A 20,645-nucleotide genomic window follows, 5' to 3' on the forward strand; every position below is an offset into this window, starting at 1 on the left:
TTATTCGGTTTCGGTTATTTGAACAAGTTTAATATTGATCTTAAAATCTTTATGCTGAAGATGGATACTATCCGCGAAGATATGTTTTTTTGCCTCAAAAGTAAAATCGATTTTTTCCTTCCTGTTTTTCGTGTAAATGATCTTGTTTAGCAAACCATTTCCTTTATTGAAAAATAAATAATAGCTCTTCTTGTCAATTTTTGAAAGGTAAATTTTAGATTGGGAATTTTCAAAACTTTCACTTACCGGATATTGCCTTTTCAAAAGTTGCTGGAAATCATTCTTTAAAAAATTAATAACGATCTTTTTATCCAGATCAGGAATCACATAATTAACCTTGAAATCTCGATCAGAAATCTCAAAATCAATCAGTTTGTTTCCGAAATCAGAAGTTAGGGCCACACGGTGTGTCGTTTCATTCAGCTTTTTAATGATCAGGATTCCGCTTACATGGTTTTTATAAATGTCGATCTGGCATTTATATACATAGTCTTCCCCAGAAGAAAAATATAAATTTTCTACAGTTTTTTCAGAATTAGAAACCGCTTTTGCATCCGTAAGCTGAAAGGTTTTACACGAAACCAGCACCAGCAAAACGCAACTATAAAGAAAACTCTGAAGCAGCGACCGGTGCATTGATTTTGGTATTTTTGAAAACAATATTCGTAGTATCTCCAGAAGCTTCCAGCATATTTACCTGTGAAACGGTAGATTGATTTTTAGGAAAGTATAATTCAATCTGCTTAATGTATTTTAATAACTGAGCTGATTTCGGAGTAAACTTGGCAATAATGAAATTCGCATTTTTAAAATAGGTGACCTTGAATTCCGGATCATTGAACATTTTTCCATTTGAACTTCCCACGATCAGCTTATTGATCTTTTCAAAGGTTTTGCTTTTAGCATCTACCGATGATTTTTTTCCCTGATCATTAATGAAAATCTTATTATCCTTAAAAATGATACTGTACTGATAGGGTTTTGTATACCTCCAGCTCAGCATATTCGGAGATTTTAAAGACATCTTGCCGTAGGTTACAATGTTTTTATCCAAAAAATCCATCTTTTTGGTTTGGGTAAAGTCGCTCTGCAATGTTTTGATCTGTTGGGTCCCCGAAGAAACCTGGGTGACAAATGCTTTAGCTTCCGCTCCTGTCATTGCTGTATTTTGAGCAAAAAACAGGCTTGAAACTAATAAAAATGTTCCGAAAGCAATATTTTTAATCATTTTTTTAAGGTATTAATTAACCACAAAAGTCACAAAAGGTTATAAAGTTAAAACACTTTAGTATCTTTAAGGATAATGCTTTGAGCATCAAGTTCACATAAATTGAAAAATCAAAGATTTTCATGAGCTAAGTGTTATAAAAAGTCTTTTATGACTTTTGCGGTTTAGATATTATTGAGTCCACTGTAAAAGTGGAGTACTTTTTCTCCTTCAAAAATAGCAATAAATTGACCAAAACGTTATACGTTTTTTCCGAGGTATCGTGAAGAAGAATGATACTTCCTTTTTTTAAACCTTTGGTGACTCTATTATAAATTTTCTTTTCGCTGTCAGTGATCGTGTCTAAAGAACGAACATTCCAGCCGATGCTTTTTTTATGGGTTCTCCTGATGGCTTTAGCAATATTCGGATTGGTAACACCAAAAGGAGGGCGATAGAAATCCGTTGTGATATTTCCGACTTTAGAAATGATCGCATCACATGTTTCAATTTCTTCAATCATCTTGGAAGTGGATAAAAACCCTGTTGAATTGGAATGAGAGAGCGTGTGATTTCCGATGGTATGTCCTTCCGCAATAATTCTTTGAAAAGTTTCAGGATATTTTTCAATCTGCTTTCCGATGCAGAAAAAGGTAGCTTTAACCTGATGCTCTTTGAGTATATCTAAAAACTTCGGGGTAAACTCGGTAGGGCCGTCATCAAAAGTGAGTGCAATTTCTTTAATTCTTGTCCTTTTATGAGTAATGCTGTTAACAAAATATCCTAATTGGATATCAAAAGAACCCCATACAACTACAGCAGAAAAAGCCAGAAAACACACCAAATACACCCAGAAACTCCCTTGGAACATATAAATAAATACGTTACAGAAAAGATAAAACAGGATGAATAGGTAATGTTTCACTTTTTATACTTTTTAAGTTTACAGTTTCTTTCACTTTGTCATTCTGAATGCAGCATAGCGAAATGAAAAATCTAAATAGTACAGTTGAGATTCTCCCTTCGTCAGAATGACAAACTCTTGATTCACTTACGGCTTAACGATTTTGCTTTTTTACAAGTTTATGAATTCGCAGTTTTGTCTTCTAGACAATTAAGCTCTTTCCAACAAAACCAAACTATGATCATGTCCGGACAAGTGATTATAAAGAAGAACATTTTTAATGCCATCTTTCTTCACTGAATTGATCCTCATCACTTCCGGAATCTGCTGATCTTTCAAAATATGACAAGCCATAAATGTTGAAAAACCACTTGCCGTATTAAATTCACCACTCAAATGTTTATAATATAACAACGCTGAATTGGGAAATAAATCCATTGCTTTGGCATAATACACATCAGATTTTGCATCTCCGCTGAAACCTAAGATAACCGCATCAATATCATTACCTGTAAGATTGTTTTCAGCTAGAAAATCTCCGATAAAGTTTTGAGTTTCATCCAGCTCTAATGTATTACGGAGCTGGATGTCTTTAAGCTGAGCATAAGAATTTTCTGTTTTTTCCTTTCCTACAACAAAAAAACTTGATCCTTCTCCCCAAATAACACCATCTGTTGTTGAGTTCAGATAGTCAAACGGAATATCTTCTGATTTCTTGATCGTATTGTTCAGGCGATAAAGCTCCATTGTTCGCTCGGTTTGTTCATCCGTAGAACCTACCAGAATGTTTTCCGCCTCTCCATCATTGATCTGTAGTTTGGCATCAAGAAATGAAAATTCCAGGGATGAAGAACTATTCACGTATGTGAAATTGTAAGCATGACACTGCAAGCCCAGAGCAATCTGTCCTGCAACCGTATTATGGGTGGATTGAATAAAAAAAGTAGGAGTCAAAAACTCTTCCTGATTATCAATCACATTTTTCAAAAACTTTTCGGAATCCTGGGAGCATCCCATTCCCGTTCCTACAATAATGGCATCGGGCTGTTGAATTCCTGCTTCCTTCAAAGCGTAATGAGATGCTACAGAACTCATTTTTACCGTCTTAGACATTCTTCTGATCATTGCTGCCGGAATGAACTCCTTATAATTAGGTTCAATCGCTTTGATCACCTGCGAAGAATTTTCAGGGGTAAGATGTTGAAAGAAATCTTCATTTAAAGTGTCCTGAACAGAAATGCAGGAAGCACTGTTGATGTAAACCGCACTCATGATTTCGAGAAAATTAAGGTTGAACAATTTCCTCCAAACCCGAACGAATTGGAAAGCACATGATTAATATTTTTGTCTTTCAATTCTGTCACAGGAATTAAATCAAACTCTTCCATCTTCGTTTTGAAATTCAAATTCGGGAAAATGATGCTGTTCTGCATCGCTAAAATTGAAAATACGGCTTCAATTCCGGCCGCTGCAGCCAAAGTATGCCCTGTAAAGGCTTTTGTAGAACTGAATTCAGGGACATTGTTTTCTCCAAAGATCCTGATCATCGCAATGCCTTCCGAAAGATCATTATTGGGAGTTGCTGTTCCGTGAACATTAATATAATCTATATCTTCCTTTTGTAGCCCGGAAACTTGTAAAGCTTTTTGCATCGCTAAATAAGCGCCTTGTCCGTTCTCTGAAGAAGCCGTTTGATGATGGGCATCATTGGCATTTCCGTAACCTGAAAGATAAGCCAGGACTTTTTTGTTTTCCTTTTTCACCACTTCATCAGACTCAAGCACTAAAAATGCGGCAGCTTCTCCTAAATTCAATCCTTTCCTGTTGTTGTCAAAAGGTGTATTATAAGAATCAGTAAGGATCATTAAGGTATTGAATCCATTCAACGTAAACTTGGAAAGAGAATCTGTTCCGCCAACGATCACACGGTCCAAAATACCATTTTTAATAAGCTTTGCACCCATCATAATGGCATTGGCTGCAGATGAACAGGCGGTACTGATGGTAGACACCATTCCTTTCAATCCTAAATAATCTGCAATAGCCAATGAAGAATTCCCTGCATCATGGGCGTCAATATATTTTTGCTTTTCGGGAAAGTCTTCGTAAGCGTAGAAGTATTTTTCAGTGATATCCATTCCCCCTACACTGGTGGAAGAAATCAGGCCGGTTTTGTATTGATTGATATCTGAAATTCCGGCATTTTCTACAGCCTCTTTTGCGGCAACCATTCCTAATAAAGAAGTTCTTGTTACATTGTTGTCTTCATGAAGCTGAAGTTTCTGTACAAGCTCTTCATTAGATAATTTTATTTCACCTGTTTTAATGTTTCCGGCGTGGCGGGTTTCAAACAATTCAATGTCTGAAATGCCATGTTTACCATTTTTAAGTGAATTTAAATTCTCCTCCACATTGTTTCCAATGGAAGAAATGATGCCCATTCCCGTTATGGCAATTTTTTGACTCATGGTTTATATGATATAGCAATGTATCAATCTGGCAATGTAAAATATTGGTAAACTGATACATTGTTACACTGTTACATTAATTATTTTGTTCTGTTTTCTTCGATGAATTTTGCCATAGTATCAATAGACTGGAAGATTTCTTTTCCTTTTTTAGGATCAGCCAATTTAATTCCGTAGTCTTTATCAAGAAGCACGATCAATTCCAAAGCATCAATAGAATCCAATCCCAATCCGCCTCCGAATAGCGGATCCGAATCTTTGATCTCTTCTACAGAAACATCTTCAAGGTTTAATACTTCAATAATTTTGTTCTTTAATTCTGTTTTTAAGTTTTCCATAAAAAAATATAATTTTTATTATGTAGCAATGTACCATTTTGCCAATGTACCAATGTTATATTGTTACACTGCTAGATTGATATATTGTTACATTTTTACAATGTTAACAAATATACGAAAGCTTTATAACTTTCCTGATAGAGTTCCACCCAGCCGCATAATACTTTCTCTGCCTTTCCGGACAGTAGAATCTGGTGGGAATATTCATTTAAAAAATTTTCATCAAATTCATCCAAAATAAAAAAGGCATTCTCTGTCTGCATTTGATGTTTAATGCTGATTTCTCCTACGCAAATGTTAGGTAATGTATAAACAAAAACAGCAGGGCTCGGGAAATAATTTTCCTGAGAATTGATGCTTTCCTGATATTTAAAATCAGTGTCTAAACTGGATGATTTGTTTGCAAAAACCAATGCTGTTCTACTGTTGTCTTTGTCTTTCAAAAGAGTTTCGGCAGCCAGGAAAGCCAGTTTGCTCAGGTTATCCATTTTGTGAAACTTCGGATAGCTGATCTCTAAACTTTTATAAGCTTCTTTGGCAAATTCTGAAAAGGTTTCGTTTTGATTTTCAACAATAACGTTTCCGTTAACTGTTATTGTTGAATGTTCTATGATACAATGGCCTGTTTTCTTCATCATTTTTCCTGTTAACATTTTTCTAAAACAATCGCCGCATTACACCCTCCGAATCCTGAAGCAGTTTTCAAAATATAATTAATTACCGCAGATTGGTTTTCTTTAATAATATGTAAAGGCTGGGAAATTCCCGTCTCTTCAAAATTCCTGGATGGAATTAAGGTGTTATGTAAAGCACTTTCCATAGAAATAATGCTTTCCAGCAACCCTGATGCGCCTAAACAATGTCCGTAAAAGCCTTTCATGCTGTTTAAAGGTACATTGTGCAATTCCATTCTGTTGAAAGCAATGGCTTCCATTTCATCGTTGTATAAAGTGGCGGTTCCGTGTGCAGAAATAAAATCAATCTCTTCTGCTGAAACGTTGGCTTCTGTCATCGCATTTTTGATGCTTGCATACAATCCGTCTCCTGTTCTCGAAGGCCCTGAAATGTGATTGGCATCATTAATAGCGGAGTCCCCTAAAACTTTAAACCTGAATTTTTCGTTCTCGGTTGGGGTAGAGGTTACATAAACAGCAGCAGTTGCTTCGCCAATGTTGATTCCATCTCTGTTTTTATCGTATGGTTTGCAGGGCGTAGTTCCGATAGCCTGAAAAGAATTGAAACCGGAGATCACAAATTCTGAAATTTCATCACCTGCAACTACAAAAGCGTCTTTATATTTTCCTGCTTGGATCATATTCTTAGCAACAGCAATTGCCATCACTCCGGAAACACAGGCGTTGGAAACCACGACCGGTTTTGTGCTAAAACCAAAGAAATCAGCAATTTTTTGTGCTAAAGCAGAAAGATAAACACCTTCAGGTAAAGCAGACTGGTTTTTCAATAAGCTGATGTTTCCTTTGGTGGTAGAAAGAATAAAAGCTGTTTCCCCTGTAATGGTATGTTTTTCCAGCAAAGGTTTTAAACATAAAAGAAACATCTTTTCTAACCTTGTGAAATCCTGATTGCTGAAGTTTTTACTGAATTCTTCTTCCAGTTGTTCAGAATTCATCATGGAGGCATAAAACGCCTCCTGATTTTCAATGATCTTATGTAAAGCAACTCCGGACTGTCCTTTTAACAAAGCCTCCCAATTGGAAGCAATGTTCAGGCCTAATGGAGTTACACAATTATAGTCTGTAATATAAATTTCCTTCCTCATGACAATCCCATTTTATCTTTCCAACTCTGAAAAAACTCAGGATTGTATAAACATAAATTTCCCTCTGAATCTAAAAATACCTGAATAGTCTCTCCGCTACAAACCAACCTGTCTTCCTGGTTGAAAAGCTCATATTTGTAGATAAGCTTTGCGGAATTAGAATTCACGAAAGTGGTTACAATCCTAAACGTTTCCCCATATTTTAGGGGAAGAAAATGTTCGCAGGTACTTTTTACGATAGGGGTTACATAGCCTGCCTTCTGGATATCAAGATAGGTCAGTCCGTGCTGTCTTCCGAAAGCTTCTCTTCCATCCTCGAAGTATACAATGTAATGTCCATGCCAGACAATTCCCAATGGATCTGTCTCATTGAACCGTACTCTGACTTCTTCCGTACAACGTAATATGTTTTTTTTAGACTGCATTTTGTTTTCTTTCGTAAAAAATGGAAATAGCTACCATAGCAATATAAAAGGCAAAGAGCAGAGCTAATTCTTTACCTATATTTCCAATACCACTGTTTCTTAAAATAATATCATAATAAGCATTCAATCCCCAATTCATAGGGGAGAACTTAGCTACATGCTGCATAAATTCAGGCATCAGGAAAACCGGAACCCAAATTCCTCCGATAGCTGCCAAAACCACTACTGAAGTAGCGCCAAAAGGGGCAGACTGTTCCTGAGTATCGGCAATAGTTCCCAGCAGAACTCCGAAACCTATTGCGGCCAATCCTGCAAACAAAGTGACAACAATTAACTGGAACATTTTCCCTGAAACATCAAATGCCGGAAGATCCATATAAGGGAAAAGGTAAATCCCCACCGCAACCATCAATAAAAACTGGATGATACATATAATAAGGTAGGTAAATGTTTTTCCCAGGATATGAATGAAATACGGAGTAGGGCTTACTCTGACTCTTACACTCGTTCCCTGGCTTTTTTCTTTCACTAAGTTAATGGAAAGCGGAACGACAATGAAGAAAATGGCAAATAACGTCCACGCCGGAACATTATGCTGAACAGAATTGGGAAGAACTTCTGCATCGCCTTTTTTAGGGGTGATTTCCTTGAAGCTGATCAGGTTTTTATTTTCTTCAAGATTTTCGGTAGTTCCCAACTGATCCTGAAATGATTTATAGATTTTTTTATTCTCAATTTCAAAAACCATTTTGTTCACGGAGTTCATTACAGAACTTTTGAATCCTGAATTGGTAGCCGGATCAAAATACAGATGAATGTCTTTGGCTTTTGAAACGGTTTTTTGAGTAGCTGTAGAATCGGTTTCCAATCCGAATGAGCTTACTATTTTCTGTACTTTGTTTTCTATATTGGAATTCAGGTCTTTGGTCAGGTTTTCAGGAATGACGATCGCCATTTGGTACTCGCCTGAAAAAACTGCATTTTGAGCTGATTTTTCGTTGAAATTGGTCAATAACTGGAAGGTCTTATTGTTTTCCAGCTCTTTTTTTATATTTTTTGAAACTTCGGATTTATCATTATCAATGAAAATGATCGGGATTTTTGATCCTTCAAGGTTTTTAAAGGTAGAATCCTGAATTAAGGTAATGGTAACAATAAGCAATAATGGCATTACGAAAATAATGACAATACCACCGATATCTCTTTTCAGCAAAAGAATTTCCTTGATAAAGCTTCGCCACAATTTATACAACATCTCTCAATTCTTTTCCGGTTAATGATATAAATACATCTTCAAGGTTTTCTGCATTGGCAATTTGGGCAACAAGCTCTTCCGGTGTTCCGATCGCATGGATCCTGCCTTTATCGATAATCGCAATTTTCGTACAGAATTCCTCCGCTTCCGAAAGGTGATGGGAAGTGTAAATGATACACGTTCCGTTATTATTCAGTTCTTTTAAATAATCAATGATCACTTTTTTAGACTGAACGTCTACTCCTACAGTTGGTTCATCAAGAAAAAGCACTTTCGGGTTGTGTAGCGTTCCTGCGATGAGGTTGCAGCGGCGTTTCATTCCGCCTGAAAACTGGTCTACTTTTTTATCTGCAAACTTTGATAATCCCATGATTTCTAAGGACTCATCGATGCTTTTATGAAGACTTTTATGTTTTAACCCATATAAACTTCCGAAAAACATCAAATTTTCTCTTGCTGTCAATGTAGGATAAAGAGCATATTCCTGTGGGACGATTCCGATAATTTGCTTTATTTTGAAGCTGTGTTTCTGAGGAGATAATCCATTGATCTTAAACTGTCCGGAAGTAGGTTTAATTAATCCCGAAAGCATTGAGATCAATGTTGTTTTTCCTGCACCATTGGGCCCAAGAATTCCGTAGATCTCATTTTTGTCGATATTCAAAGAGATATCGTTTACAGAAAACTCGTCAGAATTTTTGTATTTCTTATATAGATTTTTGATCTCAATAATATTCTCAGCCATATTTTAGATAGCTTTTCTCAGTTTTTTATAGAAGGCTTCTTCCAGATCGGCAATATGAAGCATAGATTTTGAAAGCTGGTTGTAGATGTCGCTTTTTGAATTTCTATTCTTATAGACTCTTGCAATATCTACGGCAAAATCTCTCCAAAGGTCACCAATCATGGTAATTTCCTTTGAAAGCTCTTTTAGCTGATCATTTTTAAGGATTTCTGCTGCTTCCTGTAAGAATGCTCCGTAAATGAATCTGAAACCTCCGCCTCCGGTTCCAATTTCTTCCTGCATTCTGATCAGTTGTCCCAAATAGTGATTGGTCACTTTTGTTCCTTTTTTCTCTGCCCACTTTGGAATGCTCTTGGCAACCCATCGCATAGCTTTTACCCCGATAAGCGGAACAGGAGCCAGCATATTTTTGCAGGTATCTTTAATTCCTTTTTTAATAGCTTCTTCCAGGTTCACGGTTTCCGGAACATAGATAGGGTAATACATATGCCCTTTGGGAGGAAGTGCTCCTTTGGCATATCTTACTTTTTCCAGTTCTTCTTCGGAAAGGGAGGTTACGTAATCCATTACCGGATCACTAATAAGGAATTTTCCATCTTCTTTTCCATATACCACCAGGTTGTGGGCATTGAAATGGAATTTATATTCTTCAGGAAAGTAAGTAAGGTTGAAAACTCCTACCTGTAAACCTGTCGGGATATTGTTTTCTAAATTTTTCTCTAAGGCTATTTGAGCCTCTTTAGGATTGGAGAATTTCTGTCTTTTGATTTTAATTCCCAGTCTTTTTGCCGCTTTACTGAAAATAGCGCCCGGCATCGGACGATAGCTGAACCCCGGCGCAAAGTTCACTTTTAAAAAAGGAAGGTATACGAAGAATAATCCTGACCCGATCCCGAAGATCATAGGTTCGCTTAGTTTCAATCCTTTATATAATAATAAATTAGAGGCAACACCGTTTTCGCAATGCGCTGTCTGATGGTGTTCAAAATTCAATTTCATTTTTTTCCGTCAAAGTTTTTTAATTCATCCACTGAAATCCCGAATGCATCGGCATATTTTTTCAGTACGTTTTCGCTTAGTGTCTTAAATATTTTTGGTTTAGTGTGTCTTTTTACACGCCATTGCCACATTCCCACATAGGCTGAAAGTACACTCAGGTCCATTTTATTCAGCTCCATGAAATAAATAATAGGACTTACCTTATTGTTGGCAACGGCTTGCCTGGCTTCTTCAATTCTTTCATGAATAAGCTCCATTGATTCTTCCAAAGCCGCTTTTTTAGCTTCCCAACCAATGCTGTTTGCCGTCGTATAATTATCATTTTCATCAGTCACATACAACACTTCGGTCATATTTGCTGACTTCAGATTACTTTCGTCCTGAGGAAGGTCTTGTTTTTTCATCTAAAAAAGATATTTAATTTAGACTTCAGATGAAAAATTATTCACCTGTTTTTTTTGTGATTGTTTTAATCAGTTGGCTAAAATAGTGAAAATACATTATATGTTTGTCATGTTAAATCTGACTAAAGTTTTTCGTGGAAAAGTAGGGTAAATATTGCTGATTTTCAGTTTTTTTATGGCAGATAGAAAAAAATATATTGCTTTTTAGATTCTTGTGTAACAAGTAGATCATCAAGTAAGACTAATGTACTTTAAAGAAATTTGGATTAAACAATATTACTATGAAGAAATTTTTTATTTCTGTCTCGCTGTTTTGCATGATCAGTGCAATGGCTCAGAAATTTGATACTCAAAAGATTACAGATAATCAAGGGTACACTTATGAAACGGTAAAGAAAGATCAGTCCGGTGTAAGGGTATATACCTTAAAAAATGGATTAAAAGTATACCTGGCAAAGAATGATGATGCTCCGAGAATTCAAACGTATATTCCGGTAAGAACAGGTTCAAATAATGACCCGGGCGACAATACAGGATTGGCTCACTATCTTGAGCACATGGTTTTCAAAGGAACTTCACACCTGGGAACCCAGGATTGGGCAAAAGAAAAAATATTGCTTCAGCAGATCTCTGATCTTTATGAGCAGCATAAAGCTGAAAAAGATCCTGCAAAGAAGAAAGAATTGTATAAAAAAATAGATGAAGTTTCCCAGGAAGCCTCTAAATATGCAATTGCTAACGAATATGATAAAGCCATTTCATCACTAGGAGCTACGGGAACCAATGCACATACATGGTTGGACGAAACTGTTTATAAAAATAATATTCCTTCCAACGAACTGGAAAAATGGCTTAAAGTGGAAAAGGAACGATTTTCAGAATTGGTTTTGCGACTTTTCCATACAGAGCTGGAAGCGGTTTATGAAGAATATAACAGAGCTCAGGATAATGATGGCCGTCTCGTAAACTATGCATTAATGGATGCTCTTTTCCCAAAACATCCCAACGGGCAACAGACTACCATCGGAACTTCAGAGCATTTAAAAAGCCCTTCCATGGTGGCGATTCATAAATATTTTGATACCTATTATGTTCCTAATAATATGGCCGTGGTTCTGGTGGGTGATCTTGACTATGACAAAACAATCAAATTGGTAGACCAATATTTCGGAGGTTTCAAATACAAAGAACTACCAATGAAAAAAATGGTTACGGAAGAGCCGATGACAAATATTGTGACCCGAACGGTAAAAAGTCCATCGACTCCCAGAATGACCATTGCCTGGAGAACGGATTCTTACGGAACACAGGAAGCCAGACTGGCGGATATGGTGGCTGAAATATTAAGCAACAGAGGAGATGCCGGTCTTATTGACCTTAATATCAATCAAAAGCAAAAAACATTGGGAGCGGGAGCTAATGAATCTCCTTTTAAAATGTATGGTTCTTTTTCTCTTACTGTAACTCCAAAAGAGGGACAAAGCTTTGATGAGGCTAAAAAACTATTGCTTGACCAACTGGAGCTGGTGAAAAAAGGACAATTCCCTGATTGGATGCTGAAAGCGATCATTAATGATAAAAAAGTTCAGAGAATGAAGAGCTGGGAAACGGCTGATGGATTGGCAACCAATCTTTATGATTCTTATATCAACGAAAGAACATGGGAACAGGAGCTTGACGAGATTAACCAATATGAGAAGATCACAAAAGCGGAAATTGTAAAATTTGCGAATGAATTTTTCAAAGAGAACTACGTAGTGGTTTACAAAGAAAAAGGAGTGAATGATAAACTTGTTCGTGTGGAAAATCCGGGAATTACCCCGATCAAGCTGAACAGAGAAGCGCAATCCCCTTTCCTTAAAGATCTTCTGGCAACAAAAGCAACAGAAATCAAACCTGAATTTATAGATTATAAGACTGCTATTCAGACTTCCCAGATCAAAGATAAGAAGGTAAGCTTTGTTAAAAATAAATACAATGAAATTGCCCAAGTGAGCTATATTTTCCCTTTCGGAACAGATAACGATAAAGAATTGTCTTTGGCTGTGACTGTTTTAGAGTATCTGGGAACAGATAAATATTCTCCGGAACAATTGAAAGAAGAGTTTTATAAATTAGGAATTTCAAATAGCTTCAGAACATCTAATGATCAGACGGTTATCACTTTAAGCGGGCTTGAAAGCAATATGCAGAAAGGAGTAGAGCTAATGAATCATTGGATCACCAATGTAAAAGCTGACAAAGCTATCTATGATCAGACGGTAAAGGCTATTTTAGAATCAAGAGCGGTTGCTAAAAAAGATAAGAACAGGATTATGGCTGCTCTTAATAATTATGCGAAGTACGGGAAAGATTCCAGAATGACGGATATTATTTCTAAAGAACGTTTACAAAGTATCGACGTCAATGAATTGATGAAAAAAATAAAAACGATCAACCAATATCCATATGAAGTTTTTCTTTACGGACAGGAGCAGAAAAGTCTTGAAAAGGCCGTAAAGCCATATATTATAGCGACAAGCCTTCAGCCTTCAAAAGCAAAAGAATATCCTGAACCGTCAACGGAAGGAAAGGTGTTCTTCACCAACTATGATATGGTTCAGATGGAAATGTCTAAAGTAGCAAAAGGAAGCAATGTAAATCTTGGAAATTTCGGGAAAGCTAATGTTTTCAATGAATATTTCGGACGTGGATTATCTTCTATCGTTTTCCAGGAGATCAGAGAAAGTAAATCTTTGGCTTATTCTGCTTACGTTTCTTATGCCAATGCAACGGAAAAGAACCATCCTAACTATATTACCAACTATATAGGGACACAAGCCAATAAACTTCCTTTAGCTGTCAATGCGATGAATGATCTTATGGTGCAACTGCCACAAATCCCTACACAGTTTGAAAATGCAAGAGGTTCAGCCTTGAAACAAATTGCTTCCAACAGGATCAACAGAACTAATATTTTCTTTAATCAGCTGGCACTTAAAAAATTAGGTGTTGATTATGATATCAGAAAGGATATTTATTCTGAAATCCAGGGATTAACATTACCGCAACTTACCAACTTCTATAATACAGAGGTTAAGCCTGTAAAATATAATACTGCTATTATCGGGAAAAGAGAAAACCTGAACATGGAGTCTATTAATAAAATGGGAGAGTTTAAGGAAGTAAGCCTGGAAGAAATTTTCGGATACTAATCTTTTAGTTGACAATATATTTAAAAGTGGGGTAGAAATACCTCACTTTTTTTGTTGAATTTCCCACTGATTTCCCACTGATGTTTACGTATTAGAAAATGTAAGCTACTATCTAATATAAGCATAATCATCTGTGTAAATCTGTGGGATCTGTGGCTTAAAAATGAAAAAAGCCGTACTTTTTTGTACAGCTTTTTAATATTTTGGTTTAATCTTTTACGGTTTAACTTCCTGAATAAATAAGTTGATTTCTGCCCTAATCAATAACTCGTCATTATTAAACGTTTCGCAAAACATATTGCAGATATTTTCATACTGTGAGATCAATGAGGCTTTTGAAGTAATTTTATCGCCCACTTTCGGTAAAGATAAGATCTCAATCTTTTTAATATTGGTAATGAAACCGATCACTTTTACATCTGCCTCCGGATTTTCAAAGAAACTTTGTCCAAAAATGGATGAACAGGTCTGAGCCATATTTTCAATCAGCCCGGATTCTGCGAATGTATGGTTATGGACAAAAATATTGTCTTCCGTAATCATAAAGGAAGTAATAACATTTTCCTTGGTCAGTTCCAGGATATAATCCACCATCATCATGGGTTCACGATGAGGTAAATAATGATGGATATTGATGAGATTGCCTTCCTTGATTTTCATGTAAGCTATTTTACAACAGTTTTCATTTGAGATTGTGCAATCATTACACCATTTAATTTAGTGATAATATTGACCAATGTAACACCCATGATTTCATTCAGAATTTCCACTTCCGATATTATACGATCTCCTACCTGGGGTAAAGCCTCAGCTTCAAAAGATTTAATAGCTCCGATATACCCTGTAGGGGCCCCTTTCCCCAACAGATAAAATTGATATCCGGTATGTAATGCTACGCTTTGAGCCTGATGCTCGACTAACCCTGAAGCCTGAAAAACACCATTATGAACAAAAATATTCTCTTCCTTGATTTTAAATCCTGAAATTAAATGATTCTCGGAATATTCCGAAAGCTCATTCACCATCACGAAAGGAAATCTTTGCGGAATAAGGCTCTCCACAAAATTCTGATCAGCTGTTGGCAATCTGTTTTCCATTAGCAAACAGTTAACAGAGCGCAAGAGTATGCAAATCTTCCGCTTTCAGGAACACAAAGCAATACTTTTTCTCCTTTTTTCAGTGTACCGGAATTCATCAGTTCTTCCAAAGCAATGAAAATAGAACCAGCGCCGATGTTTCCAACTTCGGAAAGGTTGTAGTACCATTTCTCCCAAGGGAAATCCATTCCTTTTTTAGCAAACTCTTCCTTTAATCCTTCTTTGAAATATCCTGAAGAGATGTGCGCCAGAACGTGGTCAATTTTTTCAGGATCTAATTGGTGTTTATCAAAAGATGCTCTTAAGCTTTCAGCGCCTTTTACCAGAATATATTCATCTAATAGTTTGGTATCCTGTTTTAAAGCAAAGATAGATTGCTTCAGCCATTCGTCTGAAGGATAATCTGCCCAAGACTGCAAGCTTCCGTCTTCCTGCTTTTCACAACCTGAATACATACAGGCTTCAATTTCATGAGCATAAGAATAGAAATCAATGAATTCTACCTTTAAAGAAGTGCTGTTTTCTCTTGGTTTGTTTTCCAATAAGAAAGCACCTGCCCCGTCGGAAAGCATCCATCTTAGGAATTCTCTTTTGAAGGCGATGATGGGTCTTTCTTCAAGTAATTTTAAATTTTCTGCCTCATGATTGAATTTATCAGCAGTCATCCAGGACGAAAATCTTTCAGAACCTACACAAACTGCATTTTGTTTTACTCCGGCTTTTACAGAAAGAAAAGCATAATTGAATGCATTCATCCCCGAATTACAAAGCCCCATAGAAGTATTGATCTCTATAGATTTCCCTAAATTCAGTTCGCCATGAACCATAGATGCATGAGACGGCTGGATCTGATCTGCAGAAGTCGTTCCGCAGGACAGTAATTCCATATCCTCTTTTGAGAAATTCTCATCGAAAAGGCCCTCTACCGCTTTTGCCGTAATCTGGGCATTGGTATGGGTAGGTTTTCCGTTTTTATCTAATGCGTAATATCTGGTTCTTATTTTGTTGTTTCTTAAAATTAAAGCCCTTGCTTTAGATGGAGTGTCGTTTACCAAGCCAAGATACGTTTCCATGTCATCATTAGAAACCGGCTCATTGGGTAAGTATGTTGAAGCTTTTGTTATAAATACGTCGTACATCTTATTTTAATTTTATTCCTTGTAAATATTCTTTTTCTTTTTTTCTTTTAGCCCAGAATAAAGGGCCCAGCAATATATGAAATATTAAAACAACCGGGGATATAATCCAGATTGCAGCCATCAAATATACCTTAAAGAATTTGACCAGCAAGGGGCGTTTTTCTTTTTTCTTGATGATGAGGTTGGACCAAACGGTGAAGATTTTGTTTCCTACTTTTTCCACTCGCACCAGGAATGGGCGGATCTCAACAGCTCCGTTCTTCACCAAATCCGGTTGTAGATTTTCCAGGGTGTTGTTTTCAAAATGTTTTTTGATGATTTCCCCGTACTTTCCTGCACCGGTGATCTCTTCATATGAAACTCCCGCAGCAGGTAATATCCCGGATTTTTCTTTTTGCCCTGTTGTCAGCCAGCGCAAGATCGTTAATACACTGGTATAATTATCATGCCGGTCTACCAATGCAATATTTCCTACGAGTTTAGCTTTCAGATTTTTTAAATATACCTTCAGTTTTTCCTGGGAAAGCATCCACATATTTCTTGTTCCGGAAACAGTAACTACAGGAGTGTCTTTTAAAAGATTTTCCGCATAGCCGCTTTTCAGGAATGAAATAATAGGAATAGAAGGAGTAAGATACCAAACCTGATACCCAAAAATGATCAGATCATATTTTTTATCCAGTATTTCAGAGGATGGGGGGTGAATTTCGCTCGGAATCTGTAGGTAAGATTCCGGGAAAGTGTTAAAAAAAACATCACTTGGCCATGGAAAAGGGAAATCCGTCTTTAATTGGATATTATAATAAGTAACCTCATATTCCTCCTTTTTATCCTCAAAAGGTTTGGATACATTCTTCACAATATCTTCCAGCTGCCCGGTTTGTGAATAATATATAACAAGTATGTTTTTTTTCATTAAATTTTTTTAGTGTTTACAAAAATATACTTTTCAGATTTATTTACTGTTTTTTGAAAATTTTTATTGCTTCGGTGTCAAATACCTTCTGATAAGCACTGTTTTCGAATCCTGTATTATTCATGTTCAGGAAAATGATGGTTTCAGGTAAATTGGGAATTGTATTTATCCCAAAGCTTTCATCCGAAATCAAAAGTACATCTATCTTTTTATTGACATCCGAAATATCATGTATATAATTTAATTTTCTTCTTTTTACCAAATAATTTTGTTTAGCAATCTCACGCTTTTCTTCATTTCTGATCCAACTGAATATTTTTCTTCCGGCCTGATAAAGGGTAAGCAAAACATCTTTTTGCCCGAAATCATCCGAAACATGCAAAATACTTGCCTCTTTTGAGATATGTTTATTCAATTCAAAATATACTGATTTATTATCATTGAAATCTCCCTTTACTTGTTTTACAACATCGTCTTCTTTGTACAGGTAGCTCAACAATAATTTCTTTTTAAAATAATTTTCACCTTCAGTTTCTTTCCTCAGATGAGCAAATTCTTCCCTGAAATAAGCATTGATCTTCTTCGTCCTTTCTGAGTAATTATTGCCGAAGTTTACATCATCCTTTTTGATTCTGTCACCAACCTTAACGGTAATGCTCCCATCATAAATAATAAAATCTCCTTTAGGCAAAACTTCGGAATTTCCATGAATATAAAGAGGCAAGATATCCAGTCCAAACTGCTCGGCAAGATAAAAAGCACCCTTGTGAAACCTTTTGATATCATGAGTATAAGAACGCTCTGCTTCCGGAAAAACAACCAGAGAATATCCCTGATCCACCTTTTCCTTCAATTTTTCCATCCCGTTTTCTATTCCCTGGGAAACCGGATAAAAGCCCAAAGCTCTTACCATTTTCCCAAAAACGGGAGACTGATACACCCAGTCATTCACCAGGTACACAATTTTATGAGTGGTCATGGCAATCGCTAAAGTGTCTAAAAAAGAAGTGTGATTAGCAATAATGACTGCCGGTTTACTGAAATCCTCATGTCCGTTTTTAATCACCTTTTTCTTTACAAATGGATTCGAAAATAAGACAGAAGTTAAAAACTTAGCCATTAATAATTTAATGAAGTCTAATGTTTTCCCTTTTGAATTCTTTACCAAGAAGCTCCCGAATACGGAAAAGAACAGTCCCCCCAATCCATAATATAAAAAGGAAAGAACAGAGTGTAGAAACAATCTGAAGGTAATAGGTGAAAGTCCTTTTTTAGCTCTGTTGATGATCAGAAATCTGAACCAGAACGGATACAATGTTGAGGTAATGATGATCACGGAAAACATTCCGATTAAAGCAACCAGTGCCAATGAATGTAACGCAGGATGTTTGGCGAAAATAAGAGACCCGATGGAAAGGACAGTGGTGAAAACGGCCAGAATGATAGAAATTCTGTAGGTAGGAAGTTCATTCTTCCCCGTTGTATGTTCCTTTTGCATGGCCTTTGTGAGGAAAATGCTGAAATCATCTCCAACTCCGAACACTAAAGTACAGACAACCGTGCTGAAAATATTAAGCTCCAATCCTAAAAAATATAAAATTCCGGCGGTAACGATTCCCGTTAAAACAATCGGGAACATCGTAAGAACTGTCAGTTCAAAGTTCCTGAAGAAAACAATAATCGTCAGAATGATCGCGAGAAGAGAATAATTGATCAGCGTATTGAAGTCTCTTTTTAGTAAGCCTAAAAAGTTTTCATTCATTTGTTGGCGGTCGATCGCTAACGCATGATGTTTCTTTTCGACATCTTTGATAAAAGCGTCTCTTTTCTTTTCATCTACCTTCACAACATTGGAAACGGTGTAAAATTCCTTTTCGTTGCTTACAAACTCTGAAACCTGTAAGGCTTTTACTTTTTCATAATCCTTCAGGCTTAAAGCAGAGTAGTTTTTGTTTAAAATGTCATTGAACTGTGTAAAAGCTGCATTATTAAATCCAAATTGAGCTCCATTGCTTACCAGTTCAGATAGAGTCTGATTTTTTTTATTTTCATCCCAGAAATTTTTCCAGGTTTCAATCTTTTTCTGTTGGTCTTTCTCAGATAAAACAACATTTCCTAAAGAATTATAGCTTAAAATTTTCCCTTCCTGCTTTTCTTTCTCTAAGAATTGGCTTAGTTGGGAATTTCTGGACAATGCTTCTTCCTCAGAGTCTCCATAAGAAATTGTGTAAATAGATTTGGAGGTAATATCAGAAAGCTTTTCCAGCTTGGCTTCATTGAGTTTTAATTCTTTCGGGATATAATTCAGGTCGCCGATATCTTCATTGAATCCGACATGTCTGAAACCAAACAGGCAGGCAATGATAACCAGGGAACATCCGATAATTAAAGGTTTGTTTTTCTCATAAGGGTAAGACCCTATTGTATCAATAAAATTTGTATTCTGTTTTTTGGCACTTTCTTTAGGATGATAAAGTTGCGGTACGATAATTAAGGCAGATACAGAAGACAGGATGACTGTGATAGATGCAAAAAGTCCCAAGTCCTTTAATGCTTCGGAACGAACAAAAACGAGGCATAAAAATGAAACAGCGGTGGTAGCGCTGCTTAATATAACAGGTTGGGTGATTTCTTTATAAAGCTCTTCAATATTATTGTTATGCTTGTAATGCGTAAGAATATGGAGTGCATAATCAATGGTGATCCCTATAAGAATGGCTCCGACGCTTAAAGAGATTGCCGAAATCTTATCCTTGATAAAATATAAGGTCAACAGAGCAAGTAAAACAGAAAAAACCGTCGGAAGAAAAACAATAACAGGAGTAAAAAAGTTTCTGAAATAATACATCAGCAAAATAAAAAGGACCGTCATCGAAATCAGAACTGTGTTCTGGATATCCTTTTTGATCTGCTTGGCATTAGCAACGGCAATTACCGGTGAACCGAAATAACTGAGTTCTGTTTTTCCCTTAAATTGTTGGTTGATAGTATCTTTAATGACATTCAGCTGATCAACGAATGCTTCATTGTTTTTAGTATCGTTGCTTTTATTTTTAGGTTCAATAAAAAGAAGAAGATTCTTGCCGTCTTGGGTAACAATGTAATTGTCTTCCAGCCTGAAATCCTTGCCGATATTTAAGGCATTGAGCTTTTTGATTCCTAAAAAAGTAATTCCCAGCGGATCTTTTTTAATAAAATCTTTGGTCACCAGACTTGTGGGAGATACTAATGAAATGTAATTGCTTTCTACCTGTTTGGCAATGCTGTCCTTCTGTAATTTTTTTTCAATTTCCTTATAATCGTTTTCGCTTAGAAATAAAGGCAGGTTCTGGTTGACAAAATCAAAAGTTTCGGAGATTTCATCATCATTCACCTTCCCCTGAACAGAACCCACGTACTTCTGCAGAGGCTGCAACTTCTGTAAAAAAGCATCAGCGGTTTCGGAAAGCTGGAAACTGTTTTCACCGGATTTATTTTCAATGATAACAATAATCTTATCTGAAAAGTTGAGTTGCTTAAGAACTTTTCCTGTAAGATCGGACTTTTCATTTTTAGGAATAATCTGATTGATATCTTCTTCAAAATTAATTTTTGAAGCAAAATACCCACATGCTATAGCAATGCCCAATGCAATAAAAACAGATAAAATTCTGTTTTTAGAAATCAGGTAATATAAATAAATGAAGAAGCGATGCATTGCATTATAAAATAAGGTTGCAAATTTAAATTTTTAAGCATTAGTTTAAAAGTTTTTACAGACAAGTTTTCGCTGAA

The 20,645-nt window shown here is 36.2% G+C and carries 19 protein-coding genes; 1 reads left to right on the top strand and 18 read right to left on the bottom strand.

Going from position 1 to position 20,645, the window contains the following annotated elements:
* The 13 genes from BCF58_RS16255 to BCF58_RS16315 all read right to left on the bottom strand — a co-directional run bounded on the left by BCF58_RS16255 (nt 1) and on the right by BCF58_RS16315 (nt 10,525).
* Entirely contained in the window at nt 1-636 is a 636-nt protein-coding gene (locus BCF58_RS16255) for a hypothetical protein (RefSeq protein ID WP_121462847.1), read from the bottom strand.
* Nucleotides 602-1,228: a LolA family protein gene (locus BCF58_RS16260; protein ID WP_121462848.1), complete on the bottom strand. Its 627-nt coding sequence runs from the start codon at nt 1,226-1,228 to the stop codon at nt 602-604. The genes BCF58_RS16255 and BCF58_RS16260 overlap by 35 nt, the downstream gene beginning before the upstream one ends.
* 148 nt (nt 1,229-1,376) lie before the next feature.
* On the bottom strand, nt 1,377-2,132 hold the full coding sequence (locus BCF58_RS16265; RefSeq protein WP_121462849.1) for a polysaccharide deacetylase family protein: 756 nt from the start codon (nt 2,130-2,132) through the stop codon (nt 1,377-1,379).
* Between the two features lie 189 nt (nt 2,133-2,321).
* Nucleotides 2,322-3,383, bottom strand: coding sequence for a beta-ketoacyl synthase N-terminal-like domain-containing protein (locus BCF58_RS16270; RefSeq protein WP_121462850.1), 1,062 nt, complete (start codon nt 3,381-3,383; stop codon nt 2,322-2,324).
* Nucleotides 3,380-4,579, bottom strand: a complete 1,200-nt coding sequence (locus BCF58_RS16275) for a beta-ketoacyl-[acyl-carrier-protein] synthase family protein (protein ID WP_121462851.1) — start codon at nt 4,577-4,579, stop codon at nt 3,380-3,382. Before BCF58_RS16275 ends, BCF58_RS16270 begins: the two co-directional genes overlap by 4 nt.
* 80 nt (nt 4,580-4,659) lie before the next feature.
* On the bottom strand, nt 4,660-4,917 hold the full coding sequence (locus BCF58_RS16280; protein ID WP_121462852.1) for a phosphopantetheine-binding protein: 258 nt from the start codon (nt 4,915-4,917) through the stop codon (nt 4,660-4,662).
* Between the two features lie 95 nt (nt 4,918-5,012).
* A complete protein-coding gene (locus BCF58_RS16285; protein ID WP_228434825.1) occupies nt 5,013-5,570 on the bottom strand; it encodes a 3-oxoacyl-ACP synthase in 558 nt (185 codons plus the stop codon).
* Nucleotides 5,564-6,697: a beta-ketoacyl synthase N-terminal-like domain-containing protein gene (locus tag BCF58_RS16290; RefSeq protein WP_121462853.1), complete on the bottom strand. Its 1,134-nt coding sequence runs from the start codon at nt 6,695-6,697 to the stop codon at nt 5,564-5,566. The genes BCF58_RS16285 and BCF58_RS16290 overlap by 7 nt, the downstream gene beginning before the upstream one ends.
* Nucleotides 6,694-7,122 (bottom strand): acyl-CoA thioesterase, encoded by a 429-nt coding sequence (locus BCF58_RS16295; RefSeq protein WP_121462854.1) that lies wholly within the window; start codon nt 7,120-7,122, stop codon nt 6,694-6,696. The genes BCF58_RS16290 and BCF58_RS16295 overlap by 4 nt, the downstream gene beginning before the upstream one ends.
* Complete coding sequence (locus BCF58_RS16300) at nt 7,112-8,377, bottom strand: ABC transporter permease (RefSeq protein ID WP_121462855.1); 1,266 nt, start codon at nt 8,375-8,377, stop codon at nt 7,112-7,114. Before BCF58_RS16300 ends, BCF58_RS16295 begins: the two co-directional genes overlap by 11 nt.
* A complete protein-coding gene (locus tag BCF58_RS16305; protein ID WP_121462856.1) occupies nt 8,367-9,122 on the bottom strand; it encodes an ABC transporter ATP-binding protein in 756 nt (251 codons plus the stop codon). The genes BCF58_RS16300 and BCF58_RS16305 overlap by 11 nt, the downstream gene beginning before the upstream one ends.
* A 3-nt stretch (nt 9,123-9,125) precedes the next feature.
* Nucleotides 9,126-10,121 carry a BtrH N-terminal domain-containing protein gene (locus BCF58_RS16310; RefSeq protein WP_121462857.1) on the bottom strand — a complete coding sequence of 332 codons (996 nt, stop codon included), beginning with the start codon at nt 10,119-10,121 and terminating at the stop codon, nt 9,126-9,128.
* Nucleotides 10,118-10,525 carry a hypothetical protein gene (locus tag BCF58_RS16315; protein ID WP_121462858.1) on the bottom strand — a complete coding sequence of 136 codons (408 nt, stop codon included), beginning with the start codon at nt 10,523-10,525 and terminating at the stop codon, nt 10,118-10,120. The genes BCF58_RS16310 and BCF58_RS16315 overlap by 4 nt, the downstream gene beginning before the upstream one ends.
* Before the next feature lie 281 nt (nt 10,526-10,806).
* Here BCF58_RS16315 and BCF58_RS16320 point away from each other — a divergent pair, with 281 nt between their 5' ends.
* Nucleotides 10,807-13,719 carry a M16 family metallopeptidase gene (locus BCF58_RS16320; RefSeq protein WP_121462859.1) on the top strand — a complete coding sequence of 971 codons (2,913 nt, stop codon included), beginning with the start codon at nt 10,807-10,809 and terminating at the stop codon, nt 13,717-13,719.
* Nucleotides 13,720-13,935: 216 nt separating this feature from the next.
* Here the strand turns inward: BCF58_RS16320 and BCF58_RS16325 are convergent, their stop codons facing one another.
* From BCF58_RS16325 to BCF58_RS16345, 5 genes are read right to left on the bottom strand one after another with little or no spacing between them, the layout of a single operon-like run.
* Nucleotides 13,936-14,379 carry an ABC transporter permease gene (locus BCF58_RS16325; RefSeq protein ID WP_121462860.1) on the bottom strand — a complete coding sequence of 148 codons (444 nt, stop codon included), beginning with the start codon at nt 14,377-14,379 and terminating at the stop codon, nt 13,936-13,938.
* A 5-nt stretch (nt 14,380-14,384) separates the two neighbouring features.
* The gene (locus BCF58_RS16330) at nt 14,385-14,816 is read right to left on the bottom strand and encodes a hypothetical protein (protein WP_121462861.1); all 432 of its coding nucleotides are present in this window, start codon (nt 14,814-14,816) and stop codon (nt 14,385-14,387) included.
* Entirely contained in the window at nt 14,816-15,955 is a 1,140-nt protein-coding gene (locus BCF58_RS16335; protein WP_121462862.1) for a beta-ketoacyl-ACP synthase III, read from the bottom strand. The genes BCF58_RS16330 and BCF58_RS16335 overlap by 1 nt, the downstream gene beginning before the upstream one ends.
* A gap of 1 nt (nt 15,956) precedes the next feature.
* Nucleotides 15,957-16,871, bottom strand: a complete 915-nt coding sequence (locus tag BCF58_RS16340) for a dialkylrecorsinol condensing enzyme DarA (RefSeq protein WP_121462863.1) — start codon at nt 16,869-16,871, stop codon at nt 15,957-15,959.
* Nucleotides 16,872-16,914: 43 nt separating this feature from the next.
* Nucleotides 16,915-20,568, bottom strand: coding sequence for an MMPL family transporter (locus BCF58_RS16345; protein ID WP_121462864.1), 3,654 nt, complete (start codon nt 20,566-20,568; stop codon nt 16,915-16,917).
* Nucleotides 20,569-20,645: the final 77 nt, after the last annotated feature.

Origin of the sequence: Chryseobacterium defluvii, from assembly GCF_003634775.1 — a bacterium.
GTDB classification, from domain to species: Bacteria; Bacteroidota; Bacteroidia; order Flavobacteriales; family Weeksellaceae; genus Chryseobacterium; species Chryseobacterium defluvii.